We start from the raw sequence: 26,567 nt of genomic DNA on the forward strand, positions 1-26,567 counted from the left end.
TTAAATCTTCTTGATTCATCATCTCAATGCCTGCTAATGTTTCTAATTGCATGATTTCGATTTTATTTAGTTAATGTTACTTTTTACTTAGGTTTTACTTGTCCTAATATTTTTCTTTCACTTTAGATATTTCAGTTTATCTCTTATCGATCTATACAGTTATCTCCTTTCTTTTTAGATACGCAATCTGAATCCTCACCTGTAGATTCTACAGTTGAAATAGCTGTAAATCCTCCGTGAATAATATTTAATTCCTTATCGTTTAATAAATTATATTGCTCTAGATTTTCTAGTAATTTCATACTGAGCCTTATTTTATAACTGCGTTTCCGTCTTTTTTACCGCTTTCAACATCTGAATCGTCTCTTTCTGATTCTACTGTTGATGCTGCCGCAAATCCACCTTGGATAATGTCTAATTCATCTTGATTGATTACTTCGAATTTGTCTAAGCTTTCTAAGTTCATAATTGTTGTTGTTTTAATTGGTTATTTAATTACTATGCTTTCTTATAATGAAGCGTACTTTGGCTTCCCTATATAATCTACTTTTCTTGAAGGTCTATCCGGATCTCCTAATTCACTTATTGTTTCGTAAAAACCTCCTTTTACTGTGTTTAAGTGCTCTTGATTTAACTCTTCAAATTTTTCTAAACTTTCTAATTTCATTTTTTCTATTTTTTATACATTCTATTGACTAATGGAATTCATTTATTTTATAACTGCATTCCCATCTTTTTTACCACTTTCAACATCTGAATCATCTCTTTCTGATTCTACTGTTGATGCCGCTGCAAATCCACCTTGGATGATGTCTAACTCGTCTTGATTGATTACTTCGAATTTGTCTAAGCTTTCTAAGTTCATAATTGTTGTTGTTTTAAGGTTAATTGCTACTTCTTTTTATAGAGGTTTTCGCATTCCCTCTTCTAGTTATTTATATATTGATTGTTATGCTCCTAGTTCTAGTTGGTTTTTCACCAGGTTGAAGTATCTATACTTGTTCTCTACTAAAACTTTATGATTTCCTTGTTCTATTACTTTTCCATCTTCTAAAACCAGTATCTGATCTGCATTCTTTACAGTACTTAATCTATGTGCTATTACGAATACTGTTTTTCCTTTAAAAAACTGGTTTAAGTTATTCATGATCATACTTTCATTATTTGCATCTAATGCTGAAGTTGCCTCGTCTAGGAAAATGTATTCTGGGTTTTTATATACAGCTCTTGCAATGAATAATCGTTGTTTTTGGCCACCACTTAATTCTAATCCTGTGTTTCCTATTTTGGTATCAAATTTTAATGGAAGACGTTGAATGAAATCGTAGATGCATGCTGTTTTTGCGGCAAACTCTAACTGTTCCATATCTGGTTCTTCATCTGAGAGTGCTATATTCTCTGCTATAGTTCCACTAAAAATATGTCCGTCTTGTAATACTACTCCACATTGATCTCTCCAATCGTCTGCATTTACATCTTTAAAGTCGAGGTGATCTAGGTTAATTTTTCCTTCTGTTGGTTGATAAAATTTCAATAGCAATTTCATTAAGGTTGTTTTACCACTTCCGCTTACTCCTACAATTGCTGTAACACTTCCAACAGGTATTTCTAAATTGATATCTTTAAGTATATATGGTGCATTACTTCCTTCATATTTGAAGCTTACATCGTTAAGTGCTATTTTGTTTTTGATACCATTAGGTTTTACCATTAAAGGTCTGTTTTCATCTTCCTTTTGGTGTACCTCATCCATTCTATCAAAAGAGATTTTGGCTTCTTGTAATGATCGTACAAAGTCTACTACTGTTTCAAAAGAGTTTGTTAACTGTCCTAGTATATATCCTACACTTAACATTACCCCAAGTGTCATCGATCCATTAATTACCCAGTATGCACATACAAATGTTATTAAGATGCTTTTAATGTGGTTAAACCCTCTCATTCCTATTTCTTGGAACTGATCTATTCGTAATCCCTGAAGCTTAATATCATGTAGTTTGTACTGTATTTTTTTCCATGCAGATACTTTTACTCCTTGTGCATTGTTAATCTTAACTTCTGTCATTCCAGTAATTAATTCAATCAATGCATTTCTGTTTTCTAGCTCATTATTAAATGCTATATAATTTAATCTTTCTCTTTTCTTATTGAAGAATAACATCCAACCTACCGATAGTATACTAAGTACTAAGAAAACTAGGAAAACTGTAGTGTTTAAGATTGCTAATTCTATAGACAATGCAATTATTAAAAAGAATGTGAACACAGATTGAATCATGATGTGATTTAAAAATCGTTCTATCTTGTTTTGTTCATCAATCCTCTGAAGGATGTCTGTATACAATCGGGTATCAAAGAACTTAATAGGCAGTTTTATAATTTTATATAAAAAATCTGTAATAATTTTTAAACTTACCGTTACTCCTAGTTTTATAAGAAGGACTCCTCTGAACCATTCAAAAACTACTTGCCCTAGAAATAATACTGTTTGAAAAAGGAGCACCATCCATACTATATTCAGATTCTTTTTTTGAACACCTTCATCTAATAAGTATCGAATTGTCATTGGAAAAATGAACGCCAAGACCGAGGTGACTCCTAAAATAACTGCTAGCTTTAGTATGGGTTTTTTATAGGTTTTATAATATGATTGTAAAAACTGTAACCCACGCTTTGTTCCGCTTTCTACTTTTTGTGGTTCTGCTTCAAAAAATACTTCTGTTGGCTCTAGTAATAATGCAATTCCTTTTCCTCCAGTTGTTCTCCAAAACTTTAAAAATTCTTCTTCTTTCAGTTTTAGTTTTCCATGTCCTGGATCTAGTATATAGAATACATTGTTTTTTATTTTTTCTAATACTACAAAGTGATCGTGATTCCAATGAAGTATTAAAGGATAAGGAACATCTGACTTTAAATTTTCAACAGTGATTTTTACCCCCATGGCTTTTAATCCCAGTTTTTTACTTCCTTGAATAAGGTCTGAGAATGAAACTCCTGTTCTGGTTATTTCACAACGCTCTCTTATTTCTTCTAAAGAATACTCTTTACCATAATGAGATGCTATCATTCTTATACAGGTTGGTCCACAATCTGTTACGCCTATTTGGTGATAAAATTTCATGTTGTTTACTTTTTTAGTTTGCTACTTTGTAGTAATAATCGTCTACTTTTTCTAATCTGTGTGTGTAAAACTTGCTATAGCGAAGCTCGTCTTCTCTATAATCTATGACTCTGTCTGGATTTACATTCCACAACTCTTTAAACTCATTGCTTTCTATTACATCTTTTACAGCAACACTGTTTACATTTCCAAAATCGCTTGCGTGCAACAAACAGTTTTTCATGTCTCCGTTCCAATTCACACAAATTCTTTTGTTATAATACGTATGGTACTTTTGAGATTCTGTAAAGTATTTTACGTTTACAATGTGGTTGTTATTTGGAAAGTTTCTTTGGTGTAAGCCTTCGTAAATATTCTCTTCTAAGTAGTTAATTTGATTTTCAAACTTTTTTGAATACATCCCTGGCTTAGGATAGTTGTGAACTATTATGTAATCGAACTTTTCATTGTCTCCAAAAACATGCTCGGTAACCTCTTCTACTCCTGCTACATATTCTACGATTAAACTTACCGATCTAAACACTAAATCTTTTGTGTATTCTGAGAATGTTACGATATCATTACAGTCTCTTACTTTTAGCCTTACTTCAATATGTGTACATAAAAGATCGTCTAACTGATGAATTAATTCTTGTAGAGAATATCCTGGATCGTTAAAATCGTATTCAACTACAGCTGTATTAATTTTGTTAGGAGTTCTCCATTGCATTGACATTTTTGGATATTCCTGAGGATCTGTCGTTAAAAATCCAAAATCGTTTTTTATGAGAAATTCTATATAGCTTTCGAAAATTATTATTTCTTCTTGCTTAACTTGCTCTTTAACCTCTTCTATAGATTGTGTTTCTAGTTTTTCTAATACATCAAATAAGCTATTTGGTATGAATTTGATGTCTGAACGTTGTAGGTTATATATTGCGCTTCTCTCTTTCCCTTTAACAGGTATGTTGTGGGAAAATAACTTAAAGTACTCTGTTCTTTTCATTGATCTTAAGTATTTGTCTTAAAAATAAATTTGAGTTTGGTTTGTAATTACTGTAGTTGATATAACTACTTAATGACCTATGCTTTGCTGATGTGCTAAATCGTACATCTGAATACAATTCACGAATACTATTCGTTGGATCAACGTGCATGTAATGATAATTCAAGGGAACTCTTTTTAATACTTCCCAATCGTCTGTTATTGGGCTTAATTTTTTACTTCTCATAATTTTTATGTTTAATTAATATATTCTATTACCTTTTTTACACTTCCGTACTTTTCTAATTGATGCTTTAACCAATTTTTAATTTCATACTCTAAGTAGTAATTACCGTAGTTACCTGGTGCTAAGAATTGTCCTACTGGGTTTACTTCTATAAATTTAAATCCGTCTTCTGTTTTTAGAATGTCTATAGAACCTGTATTAAGATTAATACTCTTCATAAAAACACGTAACTTATCTTCAATGTCTTGAGGTAATTGGTAGTTTACCCAATGAATATGGTCTGTGTAATAGTTTAATTTGATATCTATATTCTTATCTGAGCTAGTAGTAATTGCAGCTGTTGAAAAGATTTTTCCATCTAAATAAAAGATTCTTATTTCATGAATAGAGGATACTTTTTCTTGGAATAATGTTGGAAAGAATTTATCTGGTGCTTTCCCTATCATTTCTTCTGTAAAAGTGGTTGTGTAAATAGAATACGTTTCTTCACCTTTTACATAATAGTTAGAAAAATATAGTGGTTTACTTATAATACCTCCATTATTTTTATTGTAAAAGTTAATTAGTTCCTCTTTGTCATTTGTTACAATTGTTTGCGGACAGCTTAATCCTGCTTTCTTTGCATAATCTAAAAAGATTAGCTTGTTTTCGCCATAAGCTGGCATTTGTGGCATTATAATTTTACTTTCAAAGAAGTATTTTAAATACTCTAAAAATGTTTTGATTTCTGAATCTGCTTCTTCATTAACTTGTTCTAAAATTGTATCGTCTGGATCGAAGCGGATATAATCTAAAATTGAATAAAATCTTCTGTACCAAATAACATCAATAGCGTCTTTTATACTTTTTCCTTCTATTAAAATATCGTTGTTAATTACATCTACGCAGTAAGACACTTTTTTGGTTACTAAGTCTTCTAAATTCAACTTAAAGAAAGGTATATCGTCTTCTAATAACCAGTCTACTACTGGATCGGTACATTGCTCGTACATACTGTAGGTTAATACTAAAATCATAATCTTGTTTTTTTAATTTACTCTGTTTCTGATTGAAGAATTTGTTCTTCTATTTCTTTTATTTTTCACTGTTTTTCTTCCGAAACTGTATCTTACTGAGAATACTAATCTTCTTGAATCGTAATAATTCTCATTAGTTCGTCTATATCCTGTGTTTTCTTCTAAATTGAATTTGTACTTGTCTGTTCTTAAAATATCCTGAACAAAGAGGCTTAAATACCAGTTATTAAAACTTTTAGATAATGTAAAGTCCATTGAAAAAACTGGTGCTAATGTGCTTTGAGTGATTGGACCGTACTTGTTATAGTAAAAGTCTACACAAGCTTCTAAACTCTTATCTTTTAAGAAATAATAGTAGTTATACGATCTTAGGTCTAACACTAATCCATCTCTAGTAAATGCATCGTTAAAAGCTGGAGTTGCGGTTAATTTTCTATAGTTTGCGTTTGCTGTAAACTGACTTTCAAATCGGCCATTTTTTGTTGAGAAATTATATACATATGTTCCTCCAAATGTTTCATATACTCCGTAGTTATCTCTGTAATAACTCAGTACATTGTCTGGTAATACTCTAGATAGTTGTCCTATTACATCTCTTTCTTTACTATAGCTAAATATGAAAGTGTGCTTACTGTTTAACACATACGACAGTTCTGTTGTAAAGGTTCTCGATGGATTTAGAAATGGATTTCCTTCTGAAAAAATTTGTGGCGTTACATAATTTCTAAATGGATTTAGTTGCCAAAAACCTGGTCGGATAATCCTGTTGTTTAACGATAAGCTAAACACGTTTTTTCTGTTGGGCGCATATTTTAGATATGCTGAGGGAAATACATTGGTATACTCATTTGCATTAATGGTATTTGTTGTTTTTTGATTTCCTGTTTGATTTGTGTGTTCTACTCTTAATCCTAAACTATAGTTCCATATTTGATCTGGATTATATTTCACAGAAGCATAGGCTGAAGTAACTTTTTCGTCAAAATTAAATAGGTTACTTATAGTAGGATCTATTACATAGGTTCCTGCATTGTATCTTCTTAAAAGAATTTCATTCTCTGTTTGTGTTTGGTAATATTGTGCTCCTAAACTTAGATTCCATTCATTATTTATTACTTTATAGTAATCTGCTTTAAGATTAATATTATCTATTTTCTGTGTTACATCCGATCTAAAATTATCTACACCTAATAAGCTTGGCTGAGTTGAATTATTTAAAAAGTTATTGTTTTGTGTATTCTGTGTATTTTCATACTTAAAATAATTTGCATTCCAGCTTAATGTACTTCCTAGAGTATCTATTTTATAAAGATGATTTAGGTTGAAATTATAATTCAGTTTTCGTTGTTTTCCATTGGTTGTTGTTGTGGTTACCGAATCTAAAATAGTTCCTGTAAAATAGTTACTATACGTTCTGTTTTCTATATCTGGTTTGTTATAATTTACATCAAATAAGAATCCGAATAAGTGATTTTCTGATGCGTTATAATCTATTCCTAACTTGGTTCCTACAATTGTATTAGATGGTGTTATTCTATCTGTTTCGTGTGTAGATGTATTTATTTGGTTAGGAAAATATTGTGTTGATTGCTCGCTCACATAATTTGTTCCTTCTGAAAACCAAGTAGAATTATATATATTCCATTTACCTTTGTTATAATTAAGATCTACTGATGTTTTATTGTTTGTGAATTTCGATTGTCTAAAAATGTTAGACCACGATCCTATTAATCCTTCTTCTGGATTGGGCTTTAGAATAATATTAACTACTCCATTTCCTTGAGCATCAAACCTAGCAGGCGGACTCGTATAAATTTCTACTTTACTTATTCTATCTGCAGATAGGTTTTTAAGGTAATTTGTAAGCTCTTCTCCTGAAAAATTACTTTTTCTATTGTTTATGTAAACTGTTACATCATCTTTTCCAAGAATTCCTAATCCTTTATTCTCTTTTACAGATAGCAAAGGTGCTTTTTTAAGCGTTTGCCAACTATTTGAGTTTTGTACAAAATTTCGATTCGAAAGGTTAATTACAAAGTGATCTGATCGTTTTTCAATGAGTTCTTTTTTCTTGGTAATAACTACTTCATCTAGTGTATTAGACTCTGGAGACATTGTTATTTTTCCTAGATTTACATCCTCTTGGTTATCAAAATTCTTTTGGATTGTTTTATATCCTAAAAAGCTTATTTCTATATAAATGGGTTTCTTGTTTTTAACTCGAATATCAAATGCACCGTTATCGTCTGTAATTACTCCATTTATTAATGATTTGTTTGATGTTTCATACACAATTACATTTACAAAAGGCATCGGTTGTTTTTCCTCATCTATAACAATTCCTTTGTATGTTACTTGTGAAAAAGCGGTAATGCTTACAAATAATATTACTAAGGTTAAAAGCTCTTTTTTCATTGGTTCTGTTTTTATTTATACTTCAAAGGTATATTAGACTCTTACTGTTTTTATTACACTAAAGGGTAGTTAGTTCTTTGATTATCAAAAACTACACTTTGGGGTAGGTTTGCATAATTTTGCGTGTTTAATGGCATTTCACCAGATACTAAATGCTTGTTTTTATTGTAGAACCCTATTAGTCCTTCGTAAGACATACATACAGGAATTGTTTCTGAACCTAAATAGTTTATAGATTCACCTATTACAGTTACTTCTATTCCTAAGATTCTTAAAACTCTTAGAAGTTTGCTATCGCATTCTGCAAAAGCTACGGAGTTTTTTTGTTCACAAATTGGAGCAATAGCACAAACCATTAATTTTTTAAAAAGGTTGACATCACTTGCTTCTTTTTTAATTGCAAATCTGCCTATGTGCCATATTGATTTTAAAGGAGACATTCCAACTATATGTAGTGGATTAATCCCAAATATTTTTTCTATTGGTAATACATCTGAGTAATTCCATTTTAAAACTCTGATTGCACCTTCAATATTCCCTTCTCTATTTTTTGAAACATATGTTTTAGAATTTTCAAAAAACTTCACTTCTTCATTATAAATAGAATTTACATCTGCATAGAAATCATCAGGATTATTATCTCCTGTATGATGCTTAAAGTTCTCACTTACTACAAACTCAGCTAAGTGTAACGTTTCGTTTATAGTTAATACCTGTAAATAGTTTTTTTGGAAAGTCATATCGGTTAGATTTATATCCTCAAAACTATCTATGACTTGTACCTTTTTCATTACACAAAAGTGTAGTTAAGTTATTGTAAATCAAAAAACTACACTAAAGTGTAGTTTTTTTCCTCACATTATTAGATTTTTTACTAGATTTGTGACAGGCCTCCAAAAAATACCTTATGAACAAGAATGTAAATGACTTCTTCTCTTCGAAGAATACAGTCAATAATATTTCTGACAATGAGCTCCAACAGACCTCAGATTACCTAGCACCCATAAAAGCGTTTGCTAGAACAACTTATAAAAGCATCTATATTATCGATTATGAAAAGAAAGGATTTGAATATGTTTCAGACAATCCTTTATTTTTATGTGGACATACTGCAGAAGAGGTAAAAGACATGGGTTATGCTTTTTACTTTAAATATGTTGTAAAACCAGATTTAGATCTTTTATTAAAAATTAATACCGCTGGATTCGATTTTTATGAAAAACTTCCTTTAGAAGAGCGTCTTCTTTACACAATTTCTTACGATTTTAACTTGAAAAACCAGGAAAGGAAAACTATATTAATTAATCAGAAATTAACACCTTTATTTTTAAGTAACGAAGGTAAAATATGGAAGGCCATTTGTATTATTTCTCTTTCTACAGAACAAAAATCTGGAAATGTAAAAATATACAAGCAAGGAGATAATAATATGTTTACCTATGATTTAGAAGGTGGTTTTTGGAGTAATAAAGAGAAAATAAAATTAACAAATAGAGAAAAAGAAATTTTACAATATTCGGCAAGAGGCTTTAAAATAAATGAAATCGCCGAAACTATTTTTGTTTCTCCAGATACTGTAAAATTTCATAGAAAAAAACTTTTTGATAAGCTTGAAGTAGCAAATATTACCGAAGCTATTTCTTTTGCTACAAATAATAAGCTTATTTAATTGTTAATTGTAGATAAATAAAACTCTGGAAATTCTTTTATAGGTTTTTCTGTTGCTATGTTAAATAAAATATGTGTACACATTGAGGCTAGTAACCAAGATGCTACAGATAATTGAGGGGATGGTAAATCATCTGTTTCATTTTCGATTTCTGTTATAATCTCTTTAATCCATTTTTGAGGACTTCCCCAAAATTCCATATAACCAATAGCATACTCTACCATTTTTACTTCGTTAAAGTTTTCTTCTTCTTTGGCAATAGAATTTAAGGTTAAGCTTTCTGGGGAAATAACAGCTACTAATGCACCCCATCCTAAATTATAAGGATGCAATACAAGTATTCCTTTGTCTACACAAATACTATCAAATTTTAAAGGAATATCAGATGTAAAGTCGAGTGCATTAATAGCTATTTTATGGTTTCCTATTATTGATTCAATGTTATCTTCGGTTATAAAACAATTATGTACGTTAATGGTTGCTTCTGGATTTACAGATAACAATCTTTTCTTTAAAGCTTCTGCTTTTTCTGTACCAATGTCTTCTTCGGTATAATTTTCTCTATTTAAATTGGGTAATGTTACCGTATCTCCATCTACAATTGTTATTGTTTCAAATCCCATACGTAAAGCACATTCTGCTATAATGCTTCCAATGCCGCAACCGCCTATTAATATGGGCGTATTCTTAATCGTATCTTGCTCTTCTGAGTCAATATAGATTCTGTTTCTACTGTACCTAGTATTCATACATTTAGTTTTTTTACAAAGATACTTTTGAGTAGTTCTGGAACTATTACTCGAAAGTGTAGTTTTTCGCAAAAAGTTCAGCTATAATGGTAACTTGAAAGCAGGAAAAACACCCTTAAAATTCACTTTTAAAAAATAAAAAAGGGGATCTCCGCAATTATAAATGTGGTTTTCTGAAATTGATTATTGCATACAATAAAAGCACAAAAAAATCCTCTTAAACGGTGTTGTTTAAGAGGATTTTTTATTTCTCTAGTCTTTTCCAGTAATTCTTCCCTAAGAATGTACTCTTTGTTACACTACAAAGATATTAGGGTTACAGCTTACTAAAAAGGGGATATCTGCAACTTACAATGTGGTTTTCCGCAAAACTTAATCTAGAATACCTAATTCCTTAGCTTTTAATACTAAATCGGTATTATTATTTGCTTGTAAGTCTGTTCTTAATTTGGCTAATTTATTTTCTATACTTCTTATTTTTAAGAAGCTACCATCGTCTTTTGTAATAATTCCTTCTAAATTACTAATCTTTGGATGGTTTGGTAATTCTTTTAAAATTTGAATAGCTACATCGTCCATCTGAATTTCTATCAATGCTCTTTTTAAGAGTTTCTGATGAATTTCATGTGTGTAATACACTTCATTTGCTAACATTTTTTGAATCGCAAAATTCAATTCATTTGTATTGCACTTTCCTTTTAAAAGATATGCATGAGGATTCAGATTTTGAATAACATTGAATATCCTATTCGTTTCAGAATGTCCGGTAATAACACCAACTTTAATTGGATGACCTTCTTGTTTGATTGTTTTAATAAGATTCTCTCCACTATCTATTCTACAACCTGCATCTGTATTATCAAAACTTAAATCTGTAAATAGAATATCAAACGGATTTTCTGTAAGTGCTACTTTAATTTTACCGTAAGCTTCATCGCAAGAATTCGTTGTCTCAATCTCCAGATTATCTATATCTTTTAAATACGATAAGATTCCCTCGATAATTAATTGATGGTCATCTGCGATTAATATTTTTATTCTTTCAGGCATTAAGTGGTATTTGAATGTGTATTTGGGTGCCTTCTCCAACGTTACTTTCTACGGTTAATGTGCCATTAAGCTCATCTACACGTTCTTGTAAATTTTGTAGTCCAATACCCTTCTTTTGCGTATTGGTGTCAAACCCTATACCATTATCATTTACCTCCAAAAGTACAGATTTTTTATGTATTGAGAAATTAATTGTCATTTTTGAAGCCTGGGCATATTTCTGACAATTCTGTATACACTCGCGTATACTTAAGTATAACAATCTTTTTATTGATTTATTCGTTTCTTCCCAGTTTATCTCTTTTAAACCGTTTGCACGAATGATAAAATCTGGTGCAAAATAATCGCTTATTAAGTTTATAATTTGATCTTTAAATGGAACTTCTTTAAAACTTACACTACTTAATTGATGCGATAAATTACGAACATTATCTTTTATAAATTCTAGTTTTTGTGCTTCTTCTTGTAAGGAAGATTTTTCTAATTTTCTATGTAGTAAACGTAAATCTCCTGCCACCTCATCGTGCAAGGATTTTGCAATTTGCTTACGTTCGTGTTCTCTTGCTTCTGCTTTTTGTAATTGCGCTTCGTATAACAATCTTTTTCTACGAGAAGTAAAAAACGAAATACTCGATAATAAAAATAAAATACTAATTCCTGTGGCTAGCCAACTAATTGTATTTTGCTGTTTTCTATAGGTTATTTCTGCTTGCTTTTCTTTGTTCTCTGTTTTTAAAACTTCGTTTTCCTTTTCTTTTTTACCTGTTTCATAACGAATTTTAGCAAACTGATTTTTCTTCCTACGCTCTTGTTGTAATAGACTATCATTTAAAGCAATATAGTCTTCTAAATATTGCTTGGACTGCTTTCCTGTAGTTAAATCTGATAAAAGATCTAATGCTTCTAACCAACGTTTATTATTATGTGTTTGTTGAGCGTACTTTATAGCTTCATTAGCATGAAATTTTGCTTTACTTTTCTGATTAGTCTTAACATAATAATCAGCAATATTTAAATGGGTAGTAGATAATTCATCATCAACCTTATATTTTTTTCTTATTTCTAATACCTCTTCATAACGTTGTAAAGTAAAAATATTTTCTCCTAGTTGATATTGACTGTACGTCAAATTTTCTAATAACAAAGCATAATGAACAGGATACTTTTCTCTAATATTTTCAAAAGCCAATCCTTGTAAAAAATAATCTATTGCTTTTTTATGCAGATTTTCATTTTGGTATAGTAAACCTATGTTATTTATGGTATATAAATAACTTGTTTCCTTTCTATTAGATTCTTCAGTTAGAGAATTAATTTTAATTGACTCTTCATAATATTTAAGAGATTCTTCTTTTTCTTTAAGCTCAAAAGATATAAGTCCCAAATTATTATATACACTTTCTAAATACTTATACGCTTTTTTAGGCTCCAAATATTGTAAAGCTTCTATGGAGCTAATTTCACTTCCTAAATAATCTTTTGCTTCTCTTTGTAAATTAGATATACTTAACAAGCGCATCCCTACAGAAAGTGAATCTGATATTTCTTGAGAAATCCGTTTAGATTCTTGATAATAAAAAAAAGCACTATCAATTTCTATATTTAATCTATTTTCTAACGCTTTAAAATGAAAAAATTTAGCTAATGAAATTGAATCTTTATTTTTATTATATAATATTATAAGGTTTTTACTAGCTAACTTTAAATCAGCTGTATTTTTACTTGAAAAAGAACGAAGCCCTAAACGAATGTTACTTTTCCTTCTAAGTGAATCTACATTAGAAGAATCAGCATAGGATACCGCTTTTTTTAAAAAAAGTAGTTCATCTTTAGTTTTAGATTTAAAACTTTTTGAAAGATAAATCTCAGTAGAATCAATAAAATGTTTTTTTGTTTGTGATCTACAACACAAAAAAACTAGTAAAAAAACTAGTAAAAATATTTTTCTCAACATCAAAACAAAAACACCTAGCATAAAGCAAGGTGTCTGTATTAAATTAATTTTTTATTTTCCATCATCTCCTCCATTATTTCCACCACTTCCGCCTCCTCCATTTGTCATATCATTATCATCTCCACCTGGTAATTCTAGATCTATTAATTTGTTGTTTGTAATTGTTTCCATCATCTTTAAAATTTTAATGTTATTATTTTACGTATTCTAAGCTCTTAAATTTAGTATAATTATTATAAAGCTGCAAGATCAGGGAACTGCTAAGCAAAAATAACATTTAAAAAAACATTACAGATATAGATGTTTATTTTTTATTTAGATCATATATTATTACTTTATTTATCAATATACTTAATACTTATAACCTATACCAAGGAAAGATGGTATGGATTTGTCATTTTAGCATATCATTTTAAGTAAATCTTAAAAATACTGAAAAGCAACTATTTAAATAGTTGTTAATTTTCTATATTATCGTAATCTACTTATAATAAAATAATTAATCGTCATTGCGAGTGTTCCCTGAGGAGACTCGAAGGGAAAACGAAGCAATCTCTTACTCAATAAACAGATCACTTCGTCATACTTTCCTCGTGATGACGCGAAAAAATCCGTCATTGGAATTGAAAGCAAGTTTTTTCAGCCTTTGCTTTCAGTACTCAGGTAACACTTTAATAAAACTAAAACTCCTTCCTAAAGTAACACAATAAAAAAGCCGTTATTAATTCAATTAATAACAGCTTTAAAATTTTAATTTAATTTTCTATTGGTAACATAGAGCTAAATTATACCCATCTTCATGACCACATTTCCATTCTTTTCTTTTTAAAGCAAAAGATATCTCGGCTTCTGGATCATGATCTTCCCCACCAAGATTACCACCACCTCCACCTTTACCTAATATTTTAACTTGTTCTTCTTTTGTAATTGCAAATTGTTTTAAGTTTTCTAACATAACTTTATATTCTAAAGGATTAATAAAGTTGGAAAATACTTTTACAATACTTTTACAATACTTTAAAAGCAAAACTCTGGTGTTAAAAAAATAAGAAAGGTTATATTTTTATTGGTTTTCAGCTTAGTTATAATTCTAAGCTATTTTATAAAGAATAGTTAGGTAAATGGTAATATTATTCCGCATCAAGTACGGAATGACAACTGCTAAATTTGTTGTTATGGAATAAAAAAACTTTTATCCGATAAACAGATCACTTCGTCATATTTTCCTCGTGATGACGTAGAGGAAATTATAGCTTTAACTGTGTTTTATCTTTGTAAACAAATCCCAAAGTACAACGCCACAGCTTACTGAGATATTTAACGAGTGTTTGGTTCCTAATTGTGGAATTTCGATACAATTATCGGATGCAGAAACTACGTCTTGTTGTACGCCTTTTACTTCGTTTCCAAAAACAACCGCATATTTCTGATCTTCTTCTGGTGTAAATGTATCTAACATCGTACTATTTTCTGCTTGTTCTATCGACAAGACTTTTACACCTTCTTCTTTTAGTTTTTTTACTAAGTCTAAAGTATCTTCAACATATTCCCAAGCTACCGATTCTGTAGAGCCTAAAGCTGTTTTATGAATTTCTTTATTAGGAGGTGTAGCAGTAATTCCACACAAGTAAATTTTTTCAATTAAAAAAGCATCCGAAGTTCTAAAAACAGACCCTACATTATTTAAACTACGAATGTTATCTAACACCACTATAATTGGTGTTTTCTCCGTTTTTTTAAACTCTTCTACACTAATTCTTCCTAACTCGCTATTTCTTAGTTTTCGCATCTTATTAATTAACAATGTTCAGTGATCAATTATCAGTCATCAATTACCAACTACCAGTCGTCAAAATTACTCTTTTATTGTTTACTGATAATTGTGCATTGTAAAGTGTTCACTGAGTATTTTTTCTATCTTCGCAAAACTAACTTAAAAATCCAAAAACTTGGCAAAGACAAAGGGAAAAAAGGTAACTCCATTAATGCAGCAATACAACGGAATTAAAGCTAAATATCCGGATGCAATGTTACTTTTTCGTGTAGGAGATTTTTATGAAACCTTTGGAGAGGATGCTATAAAAGCATCGGAAGTATTAGGTATTGTGTTAACCAAGCGTGGTAATGGAAGTGAAAGTGAAACGGCTTTGGCTGGTTTTCCTCACCATTCCTTAAATACCTATTTACCTAAGTTAGTAAAAGCTGGACATAGAGTGGCTATTTGCGATCAGTTAGAAGATCCTAAAATGACCAAAAAGATTGTAAAACGTGGTGTAACAGAATTGGTAACTCCAGGTGTATCTTTAAACGATGAAGTATTACAATCGAAAACCAATAATTTCTTAGCTGCTATTCATTTTGATAAAAAACAACTAGGAATTTCTTTCTTAGATGTATCTACAGGTGAATTCTTAATTGCACAAGGAAATGAAGATTATATTGATAAGTTATTACAAAATTTCTCGCCAAGTGAAATTCTAGTTCAGAAACAACACAAACAACGTTTCTTAGAATTATTTACCAATAATTTTCATACGTTTTATTTAGAAGATTGGGTTTTTCAAAAAGATTACGGATATGAAACTTTAACCAATCATTTTAAGGTACAAAACTTAAAAGGGTTTGGTGTTGATGAAATTACGAGTGGAATTATTGCTGCTGGTGCGGTAATGTATTATTTATCGGAAACACAACTTAACAAAATAGAACACATACAATCGGTAAGTAGAATTGCCGAAGATTTATATGTGTGGATGGATCGTTTTACAGTAAAGAACTTAGAGTTATACGGTGGTAATTCTGTGAATTCTGTTTCTTTATTAGATATTATTGACAAAACTATTTCTCCTATGGGAGGACGTTTGTTAAAGCGTTGGTTGGCTTTACCTTTAAAAGATTTAAAACCAATTCAACAACGCCAAGAACAAGTACAGTTTTTAATTGACAATGAATCGTTTTTTGATACAGTTACCTATCAGTTAAAACAAATTTCTGATTTAGAGCGTTTAATTTCGAAGGTAGCTACAGGAAAAGTATCGCCAAGAGAAGTTGTACTATTAAAAAACTCATTAAAGGCCATTCATCCAATTAAAAAATCTGCCGAAGCAACAAAAAATGCTACGGTAAAAATGATTGGTTCTTTGTTAAATGATTGTAACGATTTAATTGCTAAAATAAGTACGACGTTATTTGATGATGCACCCGTAAACATTAACAAAGGAAATGCTATTGCTAATGGTGTTTCTGAAGAATTAGACGAGTTACGAAATATTGCTAATTCTGGAAAAGAATATTTAGACGGTATGTTGGCTCGTGAAACTGAGCGTACTGGAATTCCGAGTTTAAAAATTGCTTTTAATAATGTATTTGGATATTATATTGAAGTACGCAACACACATAAAGACAAAGTTCCAGAAGAATGGATTCGTAAGCAAACCTTAGTAAATGCTGAACGTTATATAACTGAGGAATTAAAAGAATACGAGGCTAAGATTTTAGGTGCTGAAGATAAAATTCAGTTGTTAGAAAGTGAGTTGTTTTTAGAACTCATTCAACATATAATTAAAGATGTACCAGAGGTACAAAGCAATGCACAATTAATTGCACAATTAGATTGTTTGTTATCCTTTGCTAATTTGGCTAAAGAAAATAATTATGTGCGTCCGTTAGTAGATAAAAGTACGGGAATTGACATTAAAAATGGACGTCATCCTGTAATTGAAAAACAATTACCTATTGGCGAAGAATATGTGGCTAACGATGTTGTTTTAAATCGAGAAGAGCAGCAAATTATTATGATTACTGGGCCAAATATGTCTGGTAAATCTGCTATTTTACGTCAAACAGCTCTTATTGTTTTATTAGCACAAATGGGAAGTTATGTTCCTGCTGAATCTGCTAAAATTGGTATTGTAGATAAGATTTTTACGCGTGTAGGTGCCAGTGACAATATTTCTATGGGAGAATCTACATTTATGGTAGAAATGAACGAAACTGCGTCTATTTTAAATAATATTTCTGATCGCAGTTTGGTGTTATTAGATGAAATTGGTCGTGGTACTTCTACCTACGATGGTATTTCTATTGCTTGGGCTATTGCAGAGTATTTACACGAACATCCTTCAAAAGCAAAAACATTATTTGCTACGCATTATCATGAGTTAAATGAAATGACCACCACGTTTGAGCGTATTAAAAACTTTAATGTTTCAGTAAAAGAACTGAAAGACAGCATTATCTTTTTACGTAAACTAGTTGCGGGTGGTAGCAATCATAGTTTTGGAATTCATGTAGCAAAATTAGCAGGTATGCCAGGTATGGTAATACGTAAAGCAAACAAAATTCTAAAACAATTAGAAGAAAGTCATGCCAATAAAAATGTTGAGGAGACTTTAAAAGATGTTCAACATAACGATATGCAAATGAGTTTCTTTCAGTTAGATGATCCGTTGCTAGAAGATTTAAGAGAGGAAATTTTAGCTACCAATATAGATACCTTAACTCCTATTGAAGCGCTTATGAAATTGAATGAAATTAAGCGTATGTTGGTGAAGAAGTAATTAATTGTTTAACTTTTAAAATTTGAAGTAACTATTTAATATTTTTTATAGTTACTTCAAATCTATGAACTATCTACCACAAGCAGATTGAGAAGCATTAAGAACACTAGTTGCTATATCAACATCACCTCCTGAAGCAAAACAATGATTAATCATATCATCAAGAACATTTTCGTCTGTTGTATTACCTTCCCAAGAAGTGTTATCTGGAAACCTACAATTAACCGTTCTCATATTACTTCCTCCATGAATGTTTATTAATTCTTCTTTCTTAAGAGTTTTAATCCCTTCTATGTTCATTTGTTTTAACATAATTCTTTTATTTTTTAAATTATAGCTATATCAATACTACTACTATTTTTAATACAAAAGTTTTAAGATTCATAAACGCAAGTACAAAACTCATAAACGAATTTATCTAAGTCGTGTTGAAAAAAATTCTATGAATTGAAGTGACGCCTGAGGTACTCGAAGGTATCGCTTCAAGAAGTGTTTTATACACTACAAGTATTTTCACCCTTATACAAAACTAAATATCAATAATTTAAGTGTTTTTCATTATATTAGTTATCTATTCTTCATAAAACACTAGTACTTTACATGGGTAAAATAATTTCTATTTGTAACCAAAAAGGCGGAGTTGGTAAAACTACCACGTGTGTTAATTTATCTGCTGCTTTGGGAATTTTAGAAAATAAAGTTTTAATAATCGATACCGATCCACAGGCCAATGCTTGTATGTCTTTTGGATTTTCATCTAAAAAGTTAAATAATCCTGCACTTCAGTTTATGGATTTTACTTCTGTAATTACGAACAACATTATAAAAACCAATTGTCCAAATGTAGATTTAGTTCCTTTTTTCGAAGATCTAAATTTTTTCAAATCCTCATCTAAATTCAAAAAAGCTTTAGCTATTATTCGTAAGTCCTATGATTATATTATCATTGATTCTGTACCTTTTTTAAAGGCAAAGAATATTGATATACTTGTAAATTCAGATGCTGTAATTATTCCTGTTCAGTGTGATTATTATGCTCTAGAAGGGTTGCATAAAATCTTGAAAGCCATACGTTTTGTTCAAAAAAAATTGAATCCTAATTTATCTATTGAAGGTTTTCTTTTAACTATGTACGATAAGAGAGTTAATTTTTCTAGAAACATTGTTTGTTACATGCGTAATCATTTCAACCAACTTGTTTTCAACACGATTATACATCGAAATTCTAAAATTACACAAGCTCCAAGTTTTGGAAAAAGCATCTTAGAATATGATATAAATTGTAATGGATCTGTTGATTATTTACAACTAGCAAATGAAATTATACTAAAGAATGCTACGGCAACAGAAGACATTATAACTTTAGAGGAAAAGGAAAGTAGTTTTAACGATCGAAAGTTTACCAAAACAGTAAATTCTGAAACCAAAAACCATTCTTTATATGAGAGGATTCTTCAAAAATCTAAGATAGATTGTAGGATGGAACAGCCTTCTTTTCTTAAAAACTTTGATGATTTACTAAACTTAACCAAGTCTTCTGTAAAAAATATTATGGGAACAGGTTATAAAAACCATTTTGGCGTTTGGATTTATAAAATAAATAGAGCTAATTTCTTTCAAAAAAGATACTTGTACCTTTATTTTAAAAACGATAAAGTTTTATACTACAACAAAAAATGGTTTAGTCATTAATTGTTCTTAGTTATTAATCTCTATTATCAAAATCACAAATTTTAAAGAACTCATTACGAACAGCAACTTCATTAAAACTTCCACCATATTCTACTGTGGTTGTAAAACTATTCTTGTCTTTTATTCCTCTGGAAGAAACACATAAATGTTTAGCATTTACAATTACAATAACGTCTTCTGTTCCTAACACTTCTTGTAGGTCTTTTAGTATTTGTAAACACAAACGTTCTTGTACTTGTGGTCTGTGTGCATAATAATCTACCAAACGATTAATCTTAGACAATCCAACTACTGTATCCTTAGGAATATAACCTACATGTGCATACCCTGTAATTGGTAAAAAATGATGTTCACAAGAAGAATCTATGGTAATATTTTGCTCAACTAACATTTTTCTATATCCATACTTATTTTCAAAAGTGGATATTTTAGGTTTGTTGGCAGGATTTAAACCATAAAAAAGTTCTTTCACGTACATTTTTGCAAAACGATAAGGTGTACCAGATAGACTATCATCAGATAGGTCTAAACCTAAAGCTTCCATAATCTTTGCAAAATGCTCTTTAATTACTGCTATTTTCTCATCATCTGACGCATCAAAAGCAGTAGGAAGTAGTGGTGTTTCTACATTTGTTAAAATATGATTATCGCCTATGTGATCGTGTTTTTCCATTACTTTTCTGTTTATTGATTACTTGAACAGCATTTCTCTCCTGAACATTGACAGTATTTAATATTATAGAAATGTAAAAATATAAGTGCTAAAGCTGGTACATAAATACTTTCTTCTACCAAGTGAAACCAACCAAAATGTTCGTTTACAATAATAATACTAAGTGCAGTCCAGCTTAACCAAAAGGAGATTTTCACCCAATTTTTAGTAGTTGTTTTTGTAGACTTATAAATGGCAAAAAATGATATTGCTAAGAATAAGTAATCTATACTTCCCCACCAACCAGGTACTGCTTCACAACAAGCCATTTGTGTTTGTGCTACAAATAAAAATGGTGTGAAAATACAATGAACTAAACACAAGCTACTTGCTAAAATTCCTGCTAAATCTGATTTTTGGCTTAATACCATTGATTTTTTATTTATTACTTTGTAGCGCAAAAGTACACAATTATCTAAAATGCAACAATGTTGCGTTAACTTTATTTTATGGGAATCATTAGAAAAACAAAGGCTGTAAAGAAGTTATTGAGCTTATTTGAGGAAGGAGTTTCAGCTATTTCTGCTGTTGATTTAGTAGCACAGTTGAATACAGAAATGAATAAAACAACAGTTTATCGAGTTTTAGATAGATTAGAAGATGAGGGTTTAATACATTCTTTTGTAGGTAAGGATGGATTAAAATGGTATGCTAAATGTAATAGTTGTAGTTCTGGTCATCATAATGATATACATCCACATTTTCAATGTACAGTATGTTCTAAAATTACTTGTTTGTCTGTAGATATTACAATTCCAACAATTGAAAATCATACTATTGAAACAGCTGCTGTCTTTTTAACAGGAACCTGTAGTAATTGCTATGCTAGTTAAGTTTTATATCGTCTTTGGTATTTAGCTTTCCATCTTTTCCATACGATATTAAGGTATAATATCCTTCTTTTAACTCGTAATTAAATACATTTCCCCAACCATCATGTAATAAATCAATACGTAATGGATTGTTTCTTTTTATCGTTTCTAGTTTTTCTGGATAGTCTCCAAAAACTTTCTTTTCTTTTTCTAACAGCTCTTTAATTTCATTTATTTTTTCTTTTGTTATTGCTTCTTTATCATTTTGAAAGAACCTTATAAGAATAACAACAATTACAAGGGTAATTGCCCATAATACAATAAACCTATCTTTAGGTGACACCATCCTTTTTCTAGGTAGCTTATTTTCCTTCTCATACTTTCTTCTTTTCTTTAGTTTTCTTTTAAAAAAGTATTGTTGAACATCAAGTAAAGTCCCTGCTATATCAGCAATTAGTCTAACGATATATTCTCCCATAAACAATTTTAATTTTCTACAGCAATAATAGCTATTTTTGTACACTGTTATGCAGCAACACGATATCAGTTTTAAGTACATTAATAAATTAGCTATTCCTGCTTTAATTACAGGTGTTGCAGAACCACTTCTTTCTACTACCGATTTAGCCATTGTTGGAAATATTAATGAAAATGCTACAGAAAGTATTGCTGCTATTGGAATTGTAGGAGCTTTTTTGTCTATGCTAATTTGGGTATTTGGTCAAACACGTAGTGGAATTTCTTCTATTGTTTCTCAATATGTTGGAGCTCAAAAATTAGATGAAATTAAAAATCTTCCTGCACAAGCAACAGTTATTATTGTAGGTGCAAGTATGTTAATTTTAGGTTTAAGTTATCCTTTTGCTCGTGAAATATTTCAATTTTACAATGCTACAGGTGAAGTATTAGACTACTCAGTTTCTTACTATAAAATCAGAGCTTTTGGTTTTCCTTTTACGTTATTTACTATTGCTGTTTATGGTACTTTTAGAGGATTGCAAAACACTTTTTATCCTATGATTATTGCCATTGTAGGAACCGTGGTAAATATTGTTTTAGATGTTGTTTTAGTATACGGAATAGAAGGTTATATACCAGCTATGCATATAGAGGGAGCTGCCTATGCAAGTGTTATTGCTCAAATAGTAATGGCTTTAATTGCAGTGCTATATTTATATAAAAAAACAAGTATTTCTTTACGTTTTACACTACCTTTTAATAAGGAAATTCCACGATTTATTAACATGGTTCTAAACTTATTTGTACGAACAATTGCCTTGAATACTGCTTTGTATTTTGGAACTTCTTATGCCACTTCTTATGGAAATGAATATATTGCTGCATACACCATTGGTTTGAATTTATGGTTAATGGGTGCCTTTATTATTGATGGATATTCTTCTGCTGGAAATATTTTATCAGGTAAATTATTAGGTGCCAAAGCTTATAAAATTTTAATACAGTTAGGAAACCGCTTAATTTTATATGGTTTTTTATTAGGCGTTACTATGGCAATTATAGGATTTGTTTTTTACAAACCTATTGGTACCATATTTACGCAAGAAAAAATTGTTTTAGAAGCTTTTTATGAAGTGTTTTGGGTCATCTTGCTCATGCAACCTTTTTGTTCTTTAGCCTTTATTTTTGATGGTATGTTTAAAGGTTTAGGAGAGATGAAATACTTACGTAATTTACTGTTATTAGCAACTGGATTGATATTTATTCCCACGCTTTTGTTTTTTAATACACTAGATTACAAATTGTATGCTATTTGGATTGCTTTCTTTGTATGGATTATTGCTCGCGGATTACCATTAATTATAAAGTTTAGAAGTAAGTTTTTAAGGTTGGCTAAAAAGAATTAAATTACAAGAAAAAATTGTATATGGTTTCTTGTAAAAAACTCTCTTTTAATAGTATTATTTTCATTTCAATATTAACTAGCATTATAAGCTGTAAAGAAACACCTAATTATAATCCATTTGACAATCAATTCAATGTATCTGTTAGTAAATTAATTAAAGATAAATGTGATACTATTGACGCAGGTTGCGGTTATCGGAACTTACAGCAGAACTCAGGTAAATTAAGAACATATTATCAAGTGTTTTTTGGAGATTTTGAAAATGTTCTTGCTAAAGGTTTTTCATATTATTTAGATACTATTAAAATAGATACTACTTCTATTTATAAAATTAATCGTGATTCCATATTGTATAAAAAAATAAATCCTGCACTTTTAGACAAAGAACTACATAAATTCAACTATAAATATCTGAAACAAGAAAACAATAATGTGTTTATTACTAATAATAAAGATACTCTGAGTTTAGGTTTTAGTTATGATATTGAAAAAGGTTCTTTTTTAAGATATTTAATGTATTTCAAAGTACCAAAAACAGAATAACATATCATATCTCCTTCTCAAATACTATCTTCTGTTGTCCTGTTGAGTTGGTATATACTTGTACAATATCAAAATCGTTTTTAAGATTCAAAATCAGCATAGGTTTAAAACGATTCATAGATTTTGTTCTAATTTTTGAGTATCCTTTTTCTTTTACTATTTCTAGTTGTTTCGTCGCTAATTGTTGGGCAATACCTCTTCTTCTATAACTGGGTAATACTCCTCCAACCCAACTATAAAAAGTAGTTTTGTTATACTTATACCCTATTTTAAAACCTACTGGTTCCTCATTTTCATATGCTACTATAATTACTACTTCTTCTTTTGTTTCAATTCTATCTATAAAAAAATCTACAATAGCATCTTTAAAAATAGACGTATATAAACGAATTAATTCTTCTAATACTATTGCATTAGGAATCCCTTCTATAACTGTTAATTTTAGGTTTTGAGCATTCATAATTTCAGAAAGAATAAAATTAAGACTATTTTTGAACAAACAACTGAATAATGACAACAACAAGACCTAACGGAAGTTTATATACTCGCATAGAAAATAAGGTTGCTACTGTAGAATTTGGTCATCCTGCAAGTAACTCTTTTCCTAGTGAATTATTAGATAGATTAGCTAAAGAATTCGACGCATTATCTACCAATGATGATGTAGCAGTTATTGTATTAAAATCAGAAGGAGAAAGAGCTTTTTGTGCTGGTGCTTCTTTTGATGAATTAGTAGCTATTGATAATTTAGAAGATGGAAAAGCATTCTTTTCTGGTTTTGCCAATGTAATTAATGCAATGCGAAAATGTTCTAAGTTAGTCATAGGTCGTATACAAGGAAAAGTTGTTGGTGGTGGTGTAGGATTGGCTGGTGCTTGCGATTATGTATTTGCTACGGAAGCTGCAAGTATTAAATTATCTGAACTTACCATTGGTATTGGTCCGTTTGTAATTGCTCCTGCAGTAGAACGTAAAGTTGGCGTAAGTGGTTTAGCTGAATTAACATTGGATGCTACCAGTTGGAAAAATGCTTATTGGGCCAAAGATAAAGGCTTATATGCACGTGTTTTTGAAACAATTTCTGAACTAGATAAAGAAGTAATTATTTTAGCAGAAAAATTAGCCTCTTATAATCCTGAAGCATTGCACGAAATGAAAACGGTAATATGGGAAGGAACAGCACACTGGGATGAATTATTAATTGAACGTGCTGAGACCTCTGGTAAATTAGTATTATCTGAGTTTACTAAAAATGCTTTAGCAAAATTTAAAAAGTGATTTCTTTACTTCGTACAAATTCTAAAAATTCCGATTTTAAAGCATTAGTAAAACAACTAGATGCTTATTTGGCTATTACAGATGGAGATGAACATGATTTTTACGATCAGTTTAATAAACTAGATGCCATAAAATTTGTAATTATAGCTTATGAAAATGAACAACCTGTTGGTTGTGGTGCTATAAAAGCGTTTGATTCTAAAACTATGGAAATTAAACGAATGTATACTACAACACAAGCAAGAGGAAAAGGAATTGCATCTAAAATTCTGAAAGCATTAGAGGAATGGACTCTAGAACTTTCTTTTGAAAAATGTATATTAGAAACCGGTCTCAGACAAATAGAGGCTGTTGGTTTATATAAAAAGAACAATTATAACGTTATTAAAAACTATGGGCAGTATGCAAAAATGGAAAATAGCATCTGCTTTGAGAAAAAATTAAAGTAAAATGGATAATTATTTATTTTTAGTCTTGGCTATTGGGCTGGTTGTTGTGTACTTTTACAACAAATTTAGAAATAGAAGATAATTCTTATGAGTACAATTAGAATAACGAAGCAGTTTACTTTTGAAACAGCACATGCGTTGTATGGTTATGATGGGAAGTGTAAAAATGTGCATGGTCATAGCTATAAGCTGTCTGTTACTGTAATTGGAACGCCAATTGATGATCCAAATAATGTAAAATATGGAATGGTTATCGATTTTGGTGATTTAAAAAAGATCGTAAATAAAGAAATCGTAGATATTTTTGATCATGCAACGATTTTTAACAAGAATACACCACACGTAGAACTGGCTGAAATCTTAAAAAATAATGGTCATCATGTTATCTTAGTAGATTACCAACCTTCTAGTGAAATGATGGTGATAGACTTTGCTGAAAAGATTAAAGCACAGTTACCTGAGAGTTTACAATTACATTCTTTAAAACTTCAAGAAACTGAAACCTGTTATGCAGAATGGTATGCAAGTGATAATGTTTAAATTTTAATGGTAAGTAAATATTTACTTACCATTAAAAGCATTCATTGTATTGGCTAGGCCACCAGCTACAAAAGAAGTTACTGCTTTTATACTTGTAGGAATACGTTCTATTAAGGCACTTTCTTCTTCTGCACTCCATTCTCCTAGCACAAAATCTACTTGGCCTCCTTTTCTATAATTTGCTCCTACACCAAAACGAAATCGCGGATAGGTTCCTGTATTTAGTTTTTCCTGAATATCTTTTAATCCATTATGTCCACCTGCACTACCCTTTCCTTTTAAACGAATAGTTCCGAAATCTATATTCAAATCATCAGTAATAATTAATACATTTTCTACTTGAATATTCTCTTTTTTCATCCAATATAAAACAGCTTTTCCACTTAAGTTCATGTAAGTACTAGGCTTTAAAACAAACACTGTTTTTCCTTTTATTTTAAGCTTAGCAAGATCACCTAATTTTTCTGTGGTAAAGGATTCTTCATATTCTTTCACCAATGCATCTACAACCTTAAACCCTATATTATGGCGTGTATTATGATACTTCTCTCCGATATTTCCTAAACCTACTATTAAAAACTTTTTCATTATCTCTTCGTGTGTTTCCTGTTTTTTACCAACTAATTTTTCGAAAAATGAAAGGATACCCATGTAAATTGAATTTATTCCTTAAAAACAGCCACAAATCTAATCTAAATGAAGGAAACTGTTAATATCTTATTATTAAAATACTTTTATTTCATTCATATCGTTTTAACATTAACCTATGTTAAGCATAAAGTCATCTTTTACAAACGATCATTCATCGATAAAATATAAAACAAAGGAAAAGACGAGGTACTTTTACAGTGTAAGCAAAGAAATTCAATAAAAAGTTAGCGTTTATAGTTCGGGGGGGCTGTGAACTAAAAAAGGAGCCAAACTACAATAGGC

Annotated in this window: 31 protein-coding genes; 9 read left to right on the plus strand and 22 right to left on the minus strand. The window is 30.1% G+C overall.

Annotation, left to right across the window (positions count from 1 at the left end):
• Window positions 1–143: 143 nt before the first annotated feature.
• The 10 genes from ACKTTC_RS03330 to ACKTTC_RS03375 form a co-directional block, all read right to left on the minus strand.
• Window positions 144–302, minus strand: a complete 159-nt coding sequence (locus ACKTTC_RS03330; protein ID WP_408038259.1) for a hypothetical protein — start codon at window positions 300–302, stop codon at window positions 144–146.
• 8 nt (window positions 303–310) lie between these two features.
• On the minus strand, window positions 311–466 hold the full coding sequence (locus ACKTTC_RS03335) for a hypothetical protein (protein WP_408038261.1): 156 nt from the start codon (window positions 464–466) through the stop codon (window positions 311–313).
• 42 nt (window positions 467–508) lie between these two features.
• The gene (locus ACKTTC_RS03340) at window positions 509–667 is read right to left on the minus strand and encodes a hypothetical protein (protein ID WP_408038263.1); all 159 of its coding nucleotides are present in this window, start codon (window positions 665–667) and stop codon (window positions 509–511) included.
• A 42-nt stretch (window positions 668–709) separates the two neighbouring features.
• Window positions 710–865, minus strand: a complete 156-nt coding sequence (locus ACKTTC_RS03345) for a hypothetical protein (protein ID WP_408038261.1) — start codon at window positions 863–865, stop codon at window positions 710–712.
• 84 nt (window positions 866–949) lie between these two features.
• Window positions 950–3,121, minus strand: coding sequence for a peptidase domain-containing ABC transporter (locus ACKTTC_RS03350; protein ID WP_408038265.1), 2,172 nt, complete (start codon window positions 3,119–3,121; stop codon window positions 950–952).
• A 13-nt stretch (window positions 3,122–3,134) separates the two neighbouring features.
• Window positions 3,135–4,106: a hypothetical protein gene (locus ACKTTC_RS03355; RefSeq protein WP_408038267.1), complete on the minus strand. Its 972-nt coding sequence runs from the start codon at window positions 4,104–4,106 to the stop codon at window positions 3,135–3,137.
• A complete protein-coding gene (locus tag ACKTTC_RS03360; protein ID WP_408038269.1) occupies window positions 4,084–4,332 on the minus strand; it encodes a hypothetical protein in 249 nt (82 codons plus the stop codon). Before ACKTTC_RS03360 ends, ACKTTC_RS03355 begins: the two co-directional genes overlap by 23 nt.
• An 11-nt stretch (window positions 4,333–4,343) precedes the next feature.
• Window positions 4,344–5,348: an ATP-grasp domain-containing protein gene (locus tag ACKTTC_RS03365; protein ID WP_408038271.1), complete on the minus strand. Its 1,005-nt coding sequence runs from the start codon at window positions 5,346–5,348 to the stop codon at window positions 4,344–4,346.
• Between the two features lie 12 nt (window positions 5,349–5,360).
• Entirely contained in the window at window positions 5,361–7,763 is a 2,403-nt protein-coding gene (locus tag ACKTTC_RS03370; protein ID WP_408038273.1) for a TonB-dependent receptor domain-containing protein, read from the minus strand.
• Window positions 7,764–7,816: 53 nt separating this feature from the next.
• Window positions 7,817–8,554: a hypothetical protein gene (locus ACKTTC_RS03375; RefSeq protein ID WP_408038275.1), complete on the minus strand. Its 738-nt coding sequence runs from the start codon at window positions 8,552–8,554 to the stop codon at window positions 7,817–7,819.
• A gap of 116 nt (window positions 8,555–8,670) precedes the next feature.
• Here ACKTTC_RS03375 and ACKTTC_RS03380 point away from each other — a divergent pair, with 116 nt between their 5' ends.
• Window positions 8,671–9,432, plus strand: a complete 762-nt coding sequence (locus ACKTTC_RS03380; RefSeq protein WP_408038277.1) for a response regulator transcription factor — start codon at window positions 8,671–8,673, stop codon at window positions 9,430–9,432.
• Here ACKTTC_RS03380 and ACKTTC_RS03385 read toward each other — a convergent pair.
• The 6 genes from ACKTTC_RS03385 to ACKTTC_RS03410 all read right to left on the minus strand — a co-directional run bounded on the left by ACKTTC_RS03385 (window position 9,429) and on the right by ACKTTC_RS03410 (window position 14,974).
• A complete protein-coding gene (locus ACKTTC_RS03385) occupies window positions 9,429–10,181 on the minus strand; it encodes a ThiF family adenylyltransferase (protein WP_408038279.1) in 753 nt (250 codons plus the stop codon). The genes ACKTTC_RS03380 and ACKTTC_RS03385 overlap by 4 nt on opposite strands.
• 372 nt (window positions 10,182–10,553) lie before the next feature.
• Window positions 10,554–11,231: a response regulator gene (locus tag ACKTTC_RS03390; RefSeq protein ID WP_408038281.1), complete on the minus strand. Its 678-nt coding sequence runs from the start codon at window positions 11,229–11,231 to the stop codon at window positions 10,554–10,556.
• The gene (locus ACKTTC_RS03395; protein ID WP_408038283.1) at window positions 11,224–13,143 is read right to left on the minus strand and encodes a tetratricopeptide repeat-containing sensor histidine kinase; all 1,920 of its coding nucleotides are present in this window, start codon (window positions 13,141–13,143) and stop codon (window positions 11,224–11,226) included. The genes ACKTTC_RS03390 and ACKTTC_RS03395 overlap by 8 nt, the downstream gene beginning before the upstream one ends.
• Window positions 13,144–13,236: 93 nt before the next feature.
• A complete protein-coding gene (locus ACKTTC_RS03400; protein WP_408038285.1) occupies window positions 13,237–13,359 on the minus strand; it encodes a hypothetical protein in 123 nt (40 codons plus the stop codon).
• Between the two features lie 589 nt (window positions 13,360–13,948).
• Window positions 13,949–14,212, minus strand: coding sequence for a hypothetical protein (locus ACKTTC_RS03405; protein WP_408038287.1), 264 nt, complete (start codon window positions 14,210–14,212; stop codon window positions 13,949–13,951).
• Window positions 14,213–14,440: 228 nt separating this feature from the next.
• Window positions 14,441–14,974 (minus strand): RNA methyltransferase, encoded by a 534-nt coding sequence (locus ACKTTC_RS03410; protein ID WP_408038289.1) that lies wholly within the window; start codon window positions 14,972–14,974, stop codon window positions 14,441–14,443.
• Window positions 14,975–15,134: 160 nt separating this feature from the next.
• Here ACKTTC_RS03410 and mutS point away from each other — a divergent pair, with 160 nt between their 5' ends.
• On the plus strand, window positions 15,135–17,744 hold the full coding sequence (gene mutS / locus ACKTTC_RS03415) for a DNA mismatch repair protein MutS (protein WP_408038291.1): 2,610 nt from the start codon (window positions 15,135–15,137) through the stop codon (window positions 17,742–17,744).
• Between the two features lie 69 nt (window positions 17,745–17,813).
• Here mutS and ACKTTC_RS03420 read toward each other — a convergent pair whose 3' ends face one another.
• On the minus strand, window positions 17,814–18,056 hold the full coding sequence (locus ACKTTC_RS03420; RefSeq protein ID WP_408038293.1) for a hypothetical protein: 243 nt from the start codon (window positions 18,054–18,056) through the stop codon (window positions 17,814–17,816).
• 288 nt (window positions 18,057–18,344) lie between these two features.
• Between ACKTTC_RS03420 and ACKTTC_RS03425 the strand changes: the two genes are divergently transcribed.
• Complete coding sequence (locus tag ACKTTC_RS03425) at window positions 18,345–19,436, plus strand: ParA family protein (RefSeq protein ID WP_408038295.1); 1,092 nt, start codon at window positions 18,345–18,347, stop codon at window positions 19,434–19,436.
• A gap of 13 nt (window positions 19,437–19,449) precedes the next feature.
• On the opposite strand, the gene folE is transcribed toward ACKTTC_RS03425, so the two are convergent.
• Together folE and ACKTTC_RS03435 are read right to left on the minus strand one after the other, a co-directional pair.
• Window positions 19,450–20,109: a GTP cyclohydrolase I FolE gene (folE, locus tag ACKTTC_RS03430; RefSeq protein ID WP_408038297.1), complete on the minus strand. Its 660-nt coding sequence runs from the start codon at window positions 20,107–20,109 to the stop codon at window positions 19,450–19,452.
• An 11-nt stretch (window positions 20,110–20,120) separates the two neighbouring features.
• Complete coding sequence (locus tag ACKTTC_RS03435; protein WP_408038299.1) at window positions 20,121–20,519, minus strand: MerC domain-containing protein; 399 nt, start codon at window positions 20,517–20,519, stop codon at window positions 20,121–20,123.
• Window positions 20,520–20,597: 78 nt separating this feature from the next.
• Between ACKTTC_RS03435 and ACKTTC_RS03440 the strand changes: the two genes are divergently transcribed.
• The gene (locus ACKTTC_RS03440) at window positions 20,598–20,981 is read left to right on the plus strand and encodes a Fur family transcriptional regulator (RefSeq protein WP_408038301.1); all 384 of its coding nucleotides are present in this window, start codon (window positions 20,598–20,600) and stop codon (window positions 20,979–20,981) included.
• Here ACKTTC_RS03440 and ACKTTC_RS03445 read toward each other — a convergent pair.
• On the minus strand, window positions 20,974–21,438 hold the full coding sequence (locus ACKTTC_RS03445) for a type II secretion system protein GspG (RefSeq protein WP_408038303.1): 465 nt from the start codon (window positions 21,436–21,438) through the stop codon (window positions 20,974–20,976). The two genes, ACKTTC_RS03440 and ACKTTC_RS03445, sit on opposite strands and share 8 nt — an antisense overlap.
• Before the next feature lie 49 nt (window positions 21,439–21,487).
• Between ACKTTC_RS03445 and ACKTTC_RS03450 the strand changes: the two genes are divergently transcribed.
• Together ACKTTC_RS03450 and ACKTTC_RS03455 are read left to right on the plus strand one after the other, a co-directional pair.
• Entirely contained in the window at window positions 21,488–22,825 is a 1,338-nt protein-coding gene (locus tag ACKTTC_RS03450) for an MATE family efflux transporter (RefSeq protein WP_408038305.1), read from the plus strand.
• 20 nt (window positions 22,826–22,845) lie between these two features.
• Window positions 22,846–23,367 carry a hypothetical protein gene (locus tag ACKTTC_RS03455; RefSeq protein WP_408038307.1) on the plus strand — a complete coding sequence of 174 codons (522 nt, stop codon included), beginning with the start codon at window positions 22,846–22,848 and terminating at the stop codon, window positions 23,365–23,367.
• A 4-nt stretch (window positions 23,368–23,371) separates the two neighbouring features.
• Here the strand turns inward: ACKTTC_RS03455 and ACKTTC_RS03460 are convergent, their stop codons facing one another.
• Window positions 23,372–23,827 carry a GNAT family N-acetyltransferase gene (locus tag ACKTTC_RS03460; RefSeq protein ID WP_408038309.1) on the minus strand — a complete coding sequence of 152 codons (456 nt, stop codon included), beginning with the start codon at window positions 23,825–23,827 and terminating at the stop codon, window positions 23,372–23,374.
• Window positions 23,828–23,877: 50 nt separating this feature from the next.
• On the opposite strand from ACKTTC_RS03460, the gene ACKTTC_RS03465 reads away from it, so the two are divergent.
• The 3 genes from ACKTTC_RS03465 (at window position 23,878) to ACKTTC_RS03475 (ending at window position 25,634) form a co-directional block, all read left to right on the plus strand.
• Window positions 23,878–24,645 carry an enoyl-CoA hydratase/isomerase family protein gene (locus tag ACKTTC_RS03465; protein WP_408038311.1) on the plus strand — a complete coding sequence of 256 codons (768 nt, stop codon included), beginning with the start codon at window positions 23,878–23,880 and terminating at the stop codon, window positions 24,643–24,645.
• Window positions 24,642–25,094, plus strand: coding sequence for a GNAT family N-acetyltransferase (locus ACKTTC_RS03470; protein WP_408038313.1), 453 nt, complete (start codon window positions 24,642–24,644; stop codon window positions 25,092–25,094). The genes ACKTTC_RS03465 and ACKTTC_RS03470 overlap by 4 nt, the downstream gene beginning before the upstream one ends.
• 87 nt (window positions 25,095–25,181) lie before the next feature.
• Complete coding sequence (locus ACKTTC_RS03475) at window positions 25,182–25,634, plus strand: 6-pyruvoyl trahydropterin synthase family protein (protein ID WP_408038315.1); 453 nt, start codon at window positions 25,182–25,184, stop codon at window positions 25,632–25,634.
• Between the two features lie 21 nt (window positions 25,635–25,655).
• Here the strand turns inward: ACKTTC_RS03475 and pth are convergent, their stop codons facing one another.
• Entirely contained in the window at window positions 25,656–26,285 is a 630-nt protein-coding gene (gene pth, locus ACKTTC_RS03480; RefSeq protein ID WP_408038317.1) for an aminoacyl-tRNA hydrolase, read from the minus strand.
• Between the last annotated feature and the right edge of the window lie 282 nt (window positions 26,286–26,567).

The sequence above is a fragment of the Tenacibaculum amylolyticum genome, assembly GCF_964511145.1.
Taxonomy (GTDB): domain Bacteria; phylum Bacteroidota; class Bacteroidia; order Flavobacteriales; family Flavobacteriaceae; genus Polaribacter; species Polaribacter amylolyticum.

Excerpts from the sequence above, each read along its gene's own strand:
- ACKTTC_RS03330 (WP_408038259.1), bottom strand. The coding sequence starts at position 302 with ATGAAATTACTAGAAAATCTAGAGCAATATAATTTATTAAACGATAAG.
- ACKTTC_RS03335 (WP_408038261.1), bottom strand. The coding sequence starts at position 466 with ATGAACTTAGAAAGCTTAGACAAATTCGAAGTAATCAATCAAGATGAA.
- ACKTTC_RS03340 (WP_408038263.1), bottom strand. The coding sequence starts at position 667 with ATGAAATTAGAAAGTTTAGAAAAATTTGAAGAGTTAAATCAAGAGCAC.
- ACKTTC_RS03345 (WP_408038261.1), bottom strand. The coding sequence starts at position 865 with ATGAACTTAGAAAGCTTAGACAAATTCGAAGTAATCAATCAAGACGAG.
- ACKTTC_RS03350 (WP_408038265.1), bottom strand. The coding sequence starts at position 3,121 with ATGAAATTTTATCACCAAATAGGCGTAACAGATTGTGGACCAACCTGT.
- ACKTTC_RS03355 (WP_408038267.1), bottom strand. The coding sequence starts at position 4,106 with ATGAAAAGAACAGAGTACTTTAAGTTATTTTCCCACAACATACCTGTT.
- ACKTTC_RS03360 (WP_408038269.1), bottom strand. The coding sequence starts at position 4,332 with ATGAGAAGTAAAAAATTAAGCCCAATAACAGACGATTGGGAAGTATTA.
- ACKTTC_RS03365 (WP_408038271.1), bottom strand. The coding sequence starts at position 5,348 with ATGATTTTAGTATTAACCTACAGTATGTACGAGCAATGTACCGATCCA.
- ACKTTC_RS03370 (WP_408038273.1), bottom strand. The coding sequence starts at position 7,763 with ATGAAAAAAGAGCTTTTAACCTTAGTAATATTATTTGTAAGCATTACC.
- ACKTTC_RS03375 (WP_408038275.1), bottom strand. The coding sequence starts at position 8,554 with ATGAAAAAGGTACAAGTCATAGATAGTTTTGAGGATATAAATCTAACC.
- ACKTTC_RS03380 (WP_408038277.1), top strand. The coding sequence starts at position 8,671 with ATGAACAAGAATGTAAATGACTTCTTCTCTTCGAAGAATACAGTCAAT.
- ACKTTC_RS03385 (WP_408038279.1), bottom strand. The coding sequence starts at position 10,181 with ATGAATACTAGGTACAGTAGAAACAGAATCTATATTGACTCAGAAGAG.
- ACKTTC_RS03390 (WP_408038281.1), bottom strand. The coding sequence starts at position 11,231 with ATGCCTGAAAGAATAAAAATATTAATCGCAGATGACCATCAATTAATT.
- ACKTTC_RS03400 (WP_408038285.1), bottom strand. The coding sequence starts at position 13,359 with ATGATGGAAACAATTACAAACAACAAATTAATAGATCTAGAATTACCA.
- ACKTTC_RS03410 (WP_408038289.1), bottom strand. The coding sequence starts at position 14,974 with ATGCGAAAACTAAGAAATAGCGAGTTAGGAAGAATTAGTGTAGAAGAG.
- ACKTTC_RS03420 (WP_408038293.1), bottom strand. The coding sequence starts at position 18,056 with ATGTTAAAACAAATGAACATAGAAGGGATTAAAACTCTTAAGAAAGAA.
- ACKTTC_RS03425 (WP_408038295.1), top strand. The coding sequence starts at position 18,345 with ATGGGTAAAATAATTTCTATTTGTAACCAAAAAGGCGGAGTTGGTAAA.
- folE (WP_408038297.1), bottom strand. The coding sequence starts at position 20,109 with ATGGAAAAACACGATCACATAGGCGATAATCATATTTTAACAAATGTA.
- ACKTTC_RS03435 (WP_408038299.1), bottom strand. The coding sequence starts at position 20,519 with ATGGTATTAAGCCAAAAATCAGATTTAGCAGGAATTTTAGCAAGTAGC.
- ACKTTC_RS03440 (WP_408038301.1), top strand. The coding sequence starts at position 20,598 with ATGGGAATCATTAGAAAAACAAAGGCTGTAAAGAAGTTATTGAGCTTA.
- ACKTTC_RS03445 (WP_408038303.1), bottom strand. The coding sequence starts at position 21,438 with ATGGGAGAATATATCGTTAGACTAATTGCTGATATAGCAGGGACTTTA.
- ACKTTC_RS03450 (WP_408038305.1), top strand. The coding sequence starts at position 21,488 with ATGCAGCAACACGATATCAGTTTTAAGTACATTAATAAATTAGCTATT.
- ACKTTC_RS03455 (WP_408038307.1), top strand. The coding sequence starts at position 22,846 with ATGGTTTCTTGTAAAAAACTCTCTTTTAATAGTATTATTTTCATTTCA.
- ACKTTC_RS03460 (WP_408038309.1), bottom strand. The coding sequence starts at position 23,827 with ATGAATGCTCAAAACCTAAAATTAACAGTTATAGAAGGGATTCCTAAT.
- ACKTTC_RS03465 (WP_408038311.1), top strand. The coding sequence starts at position 23,878 with ATGACAACAACAAGACCTAACGGAAGTTTATATACTCGCATAGAAAAT.
- ACKTTC_RS03475 (WP_408038315.1), top strand. The coding sequence starts at position 25,182 with ATGAGTACAATTAGAATAACGAAGCAGTTTACTTTTGAAACAGCACAT.
- pth (WP_408038317.1), bottom strand. The coding sequence starts at position 26,285 with ATGGGTATCCTTTCATTTTTCGAAAAATTAGTTGGTAAAAAACAGGAA.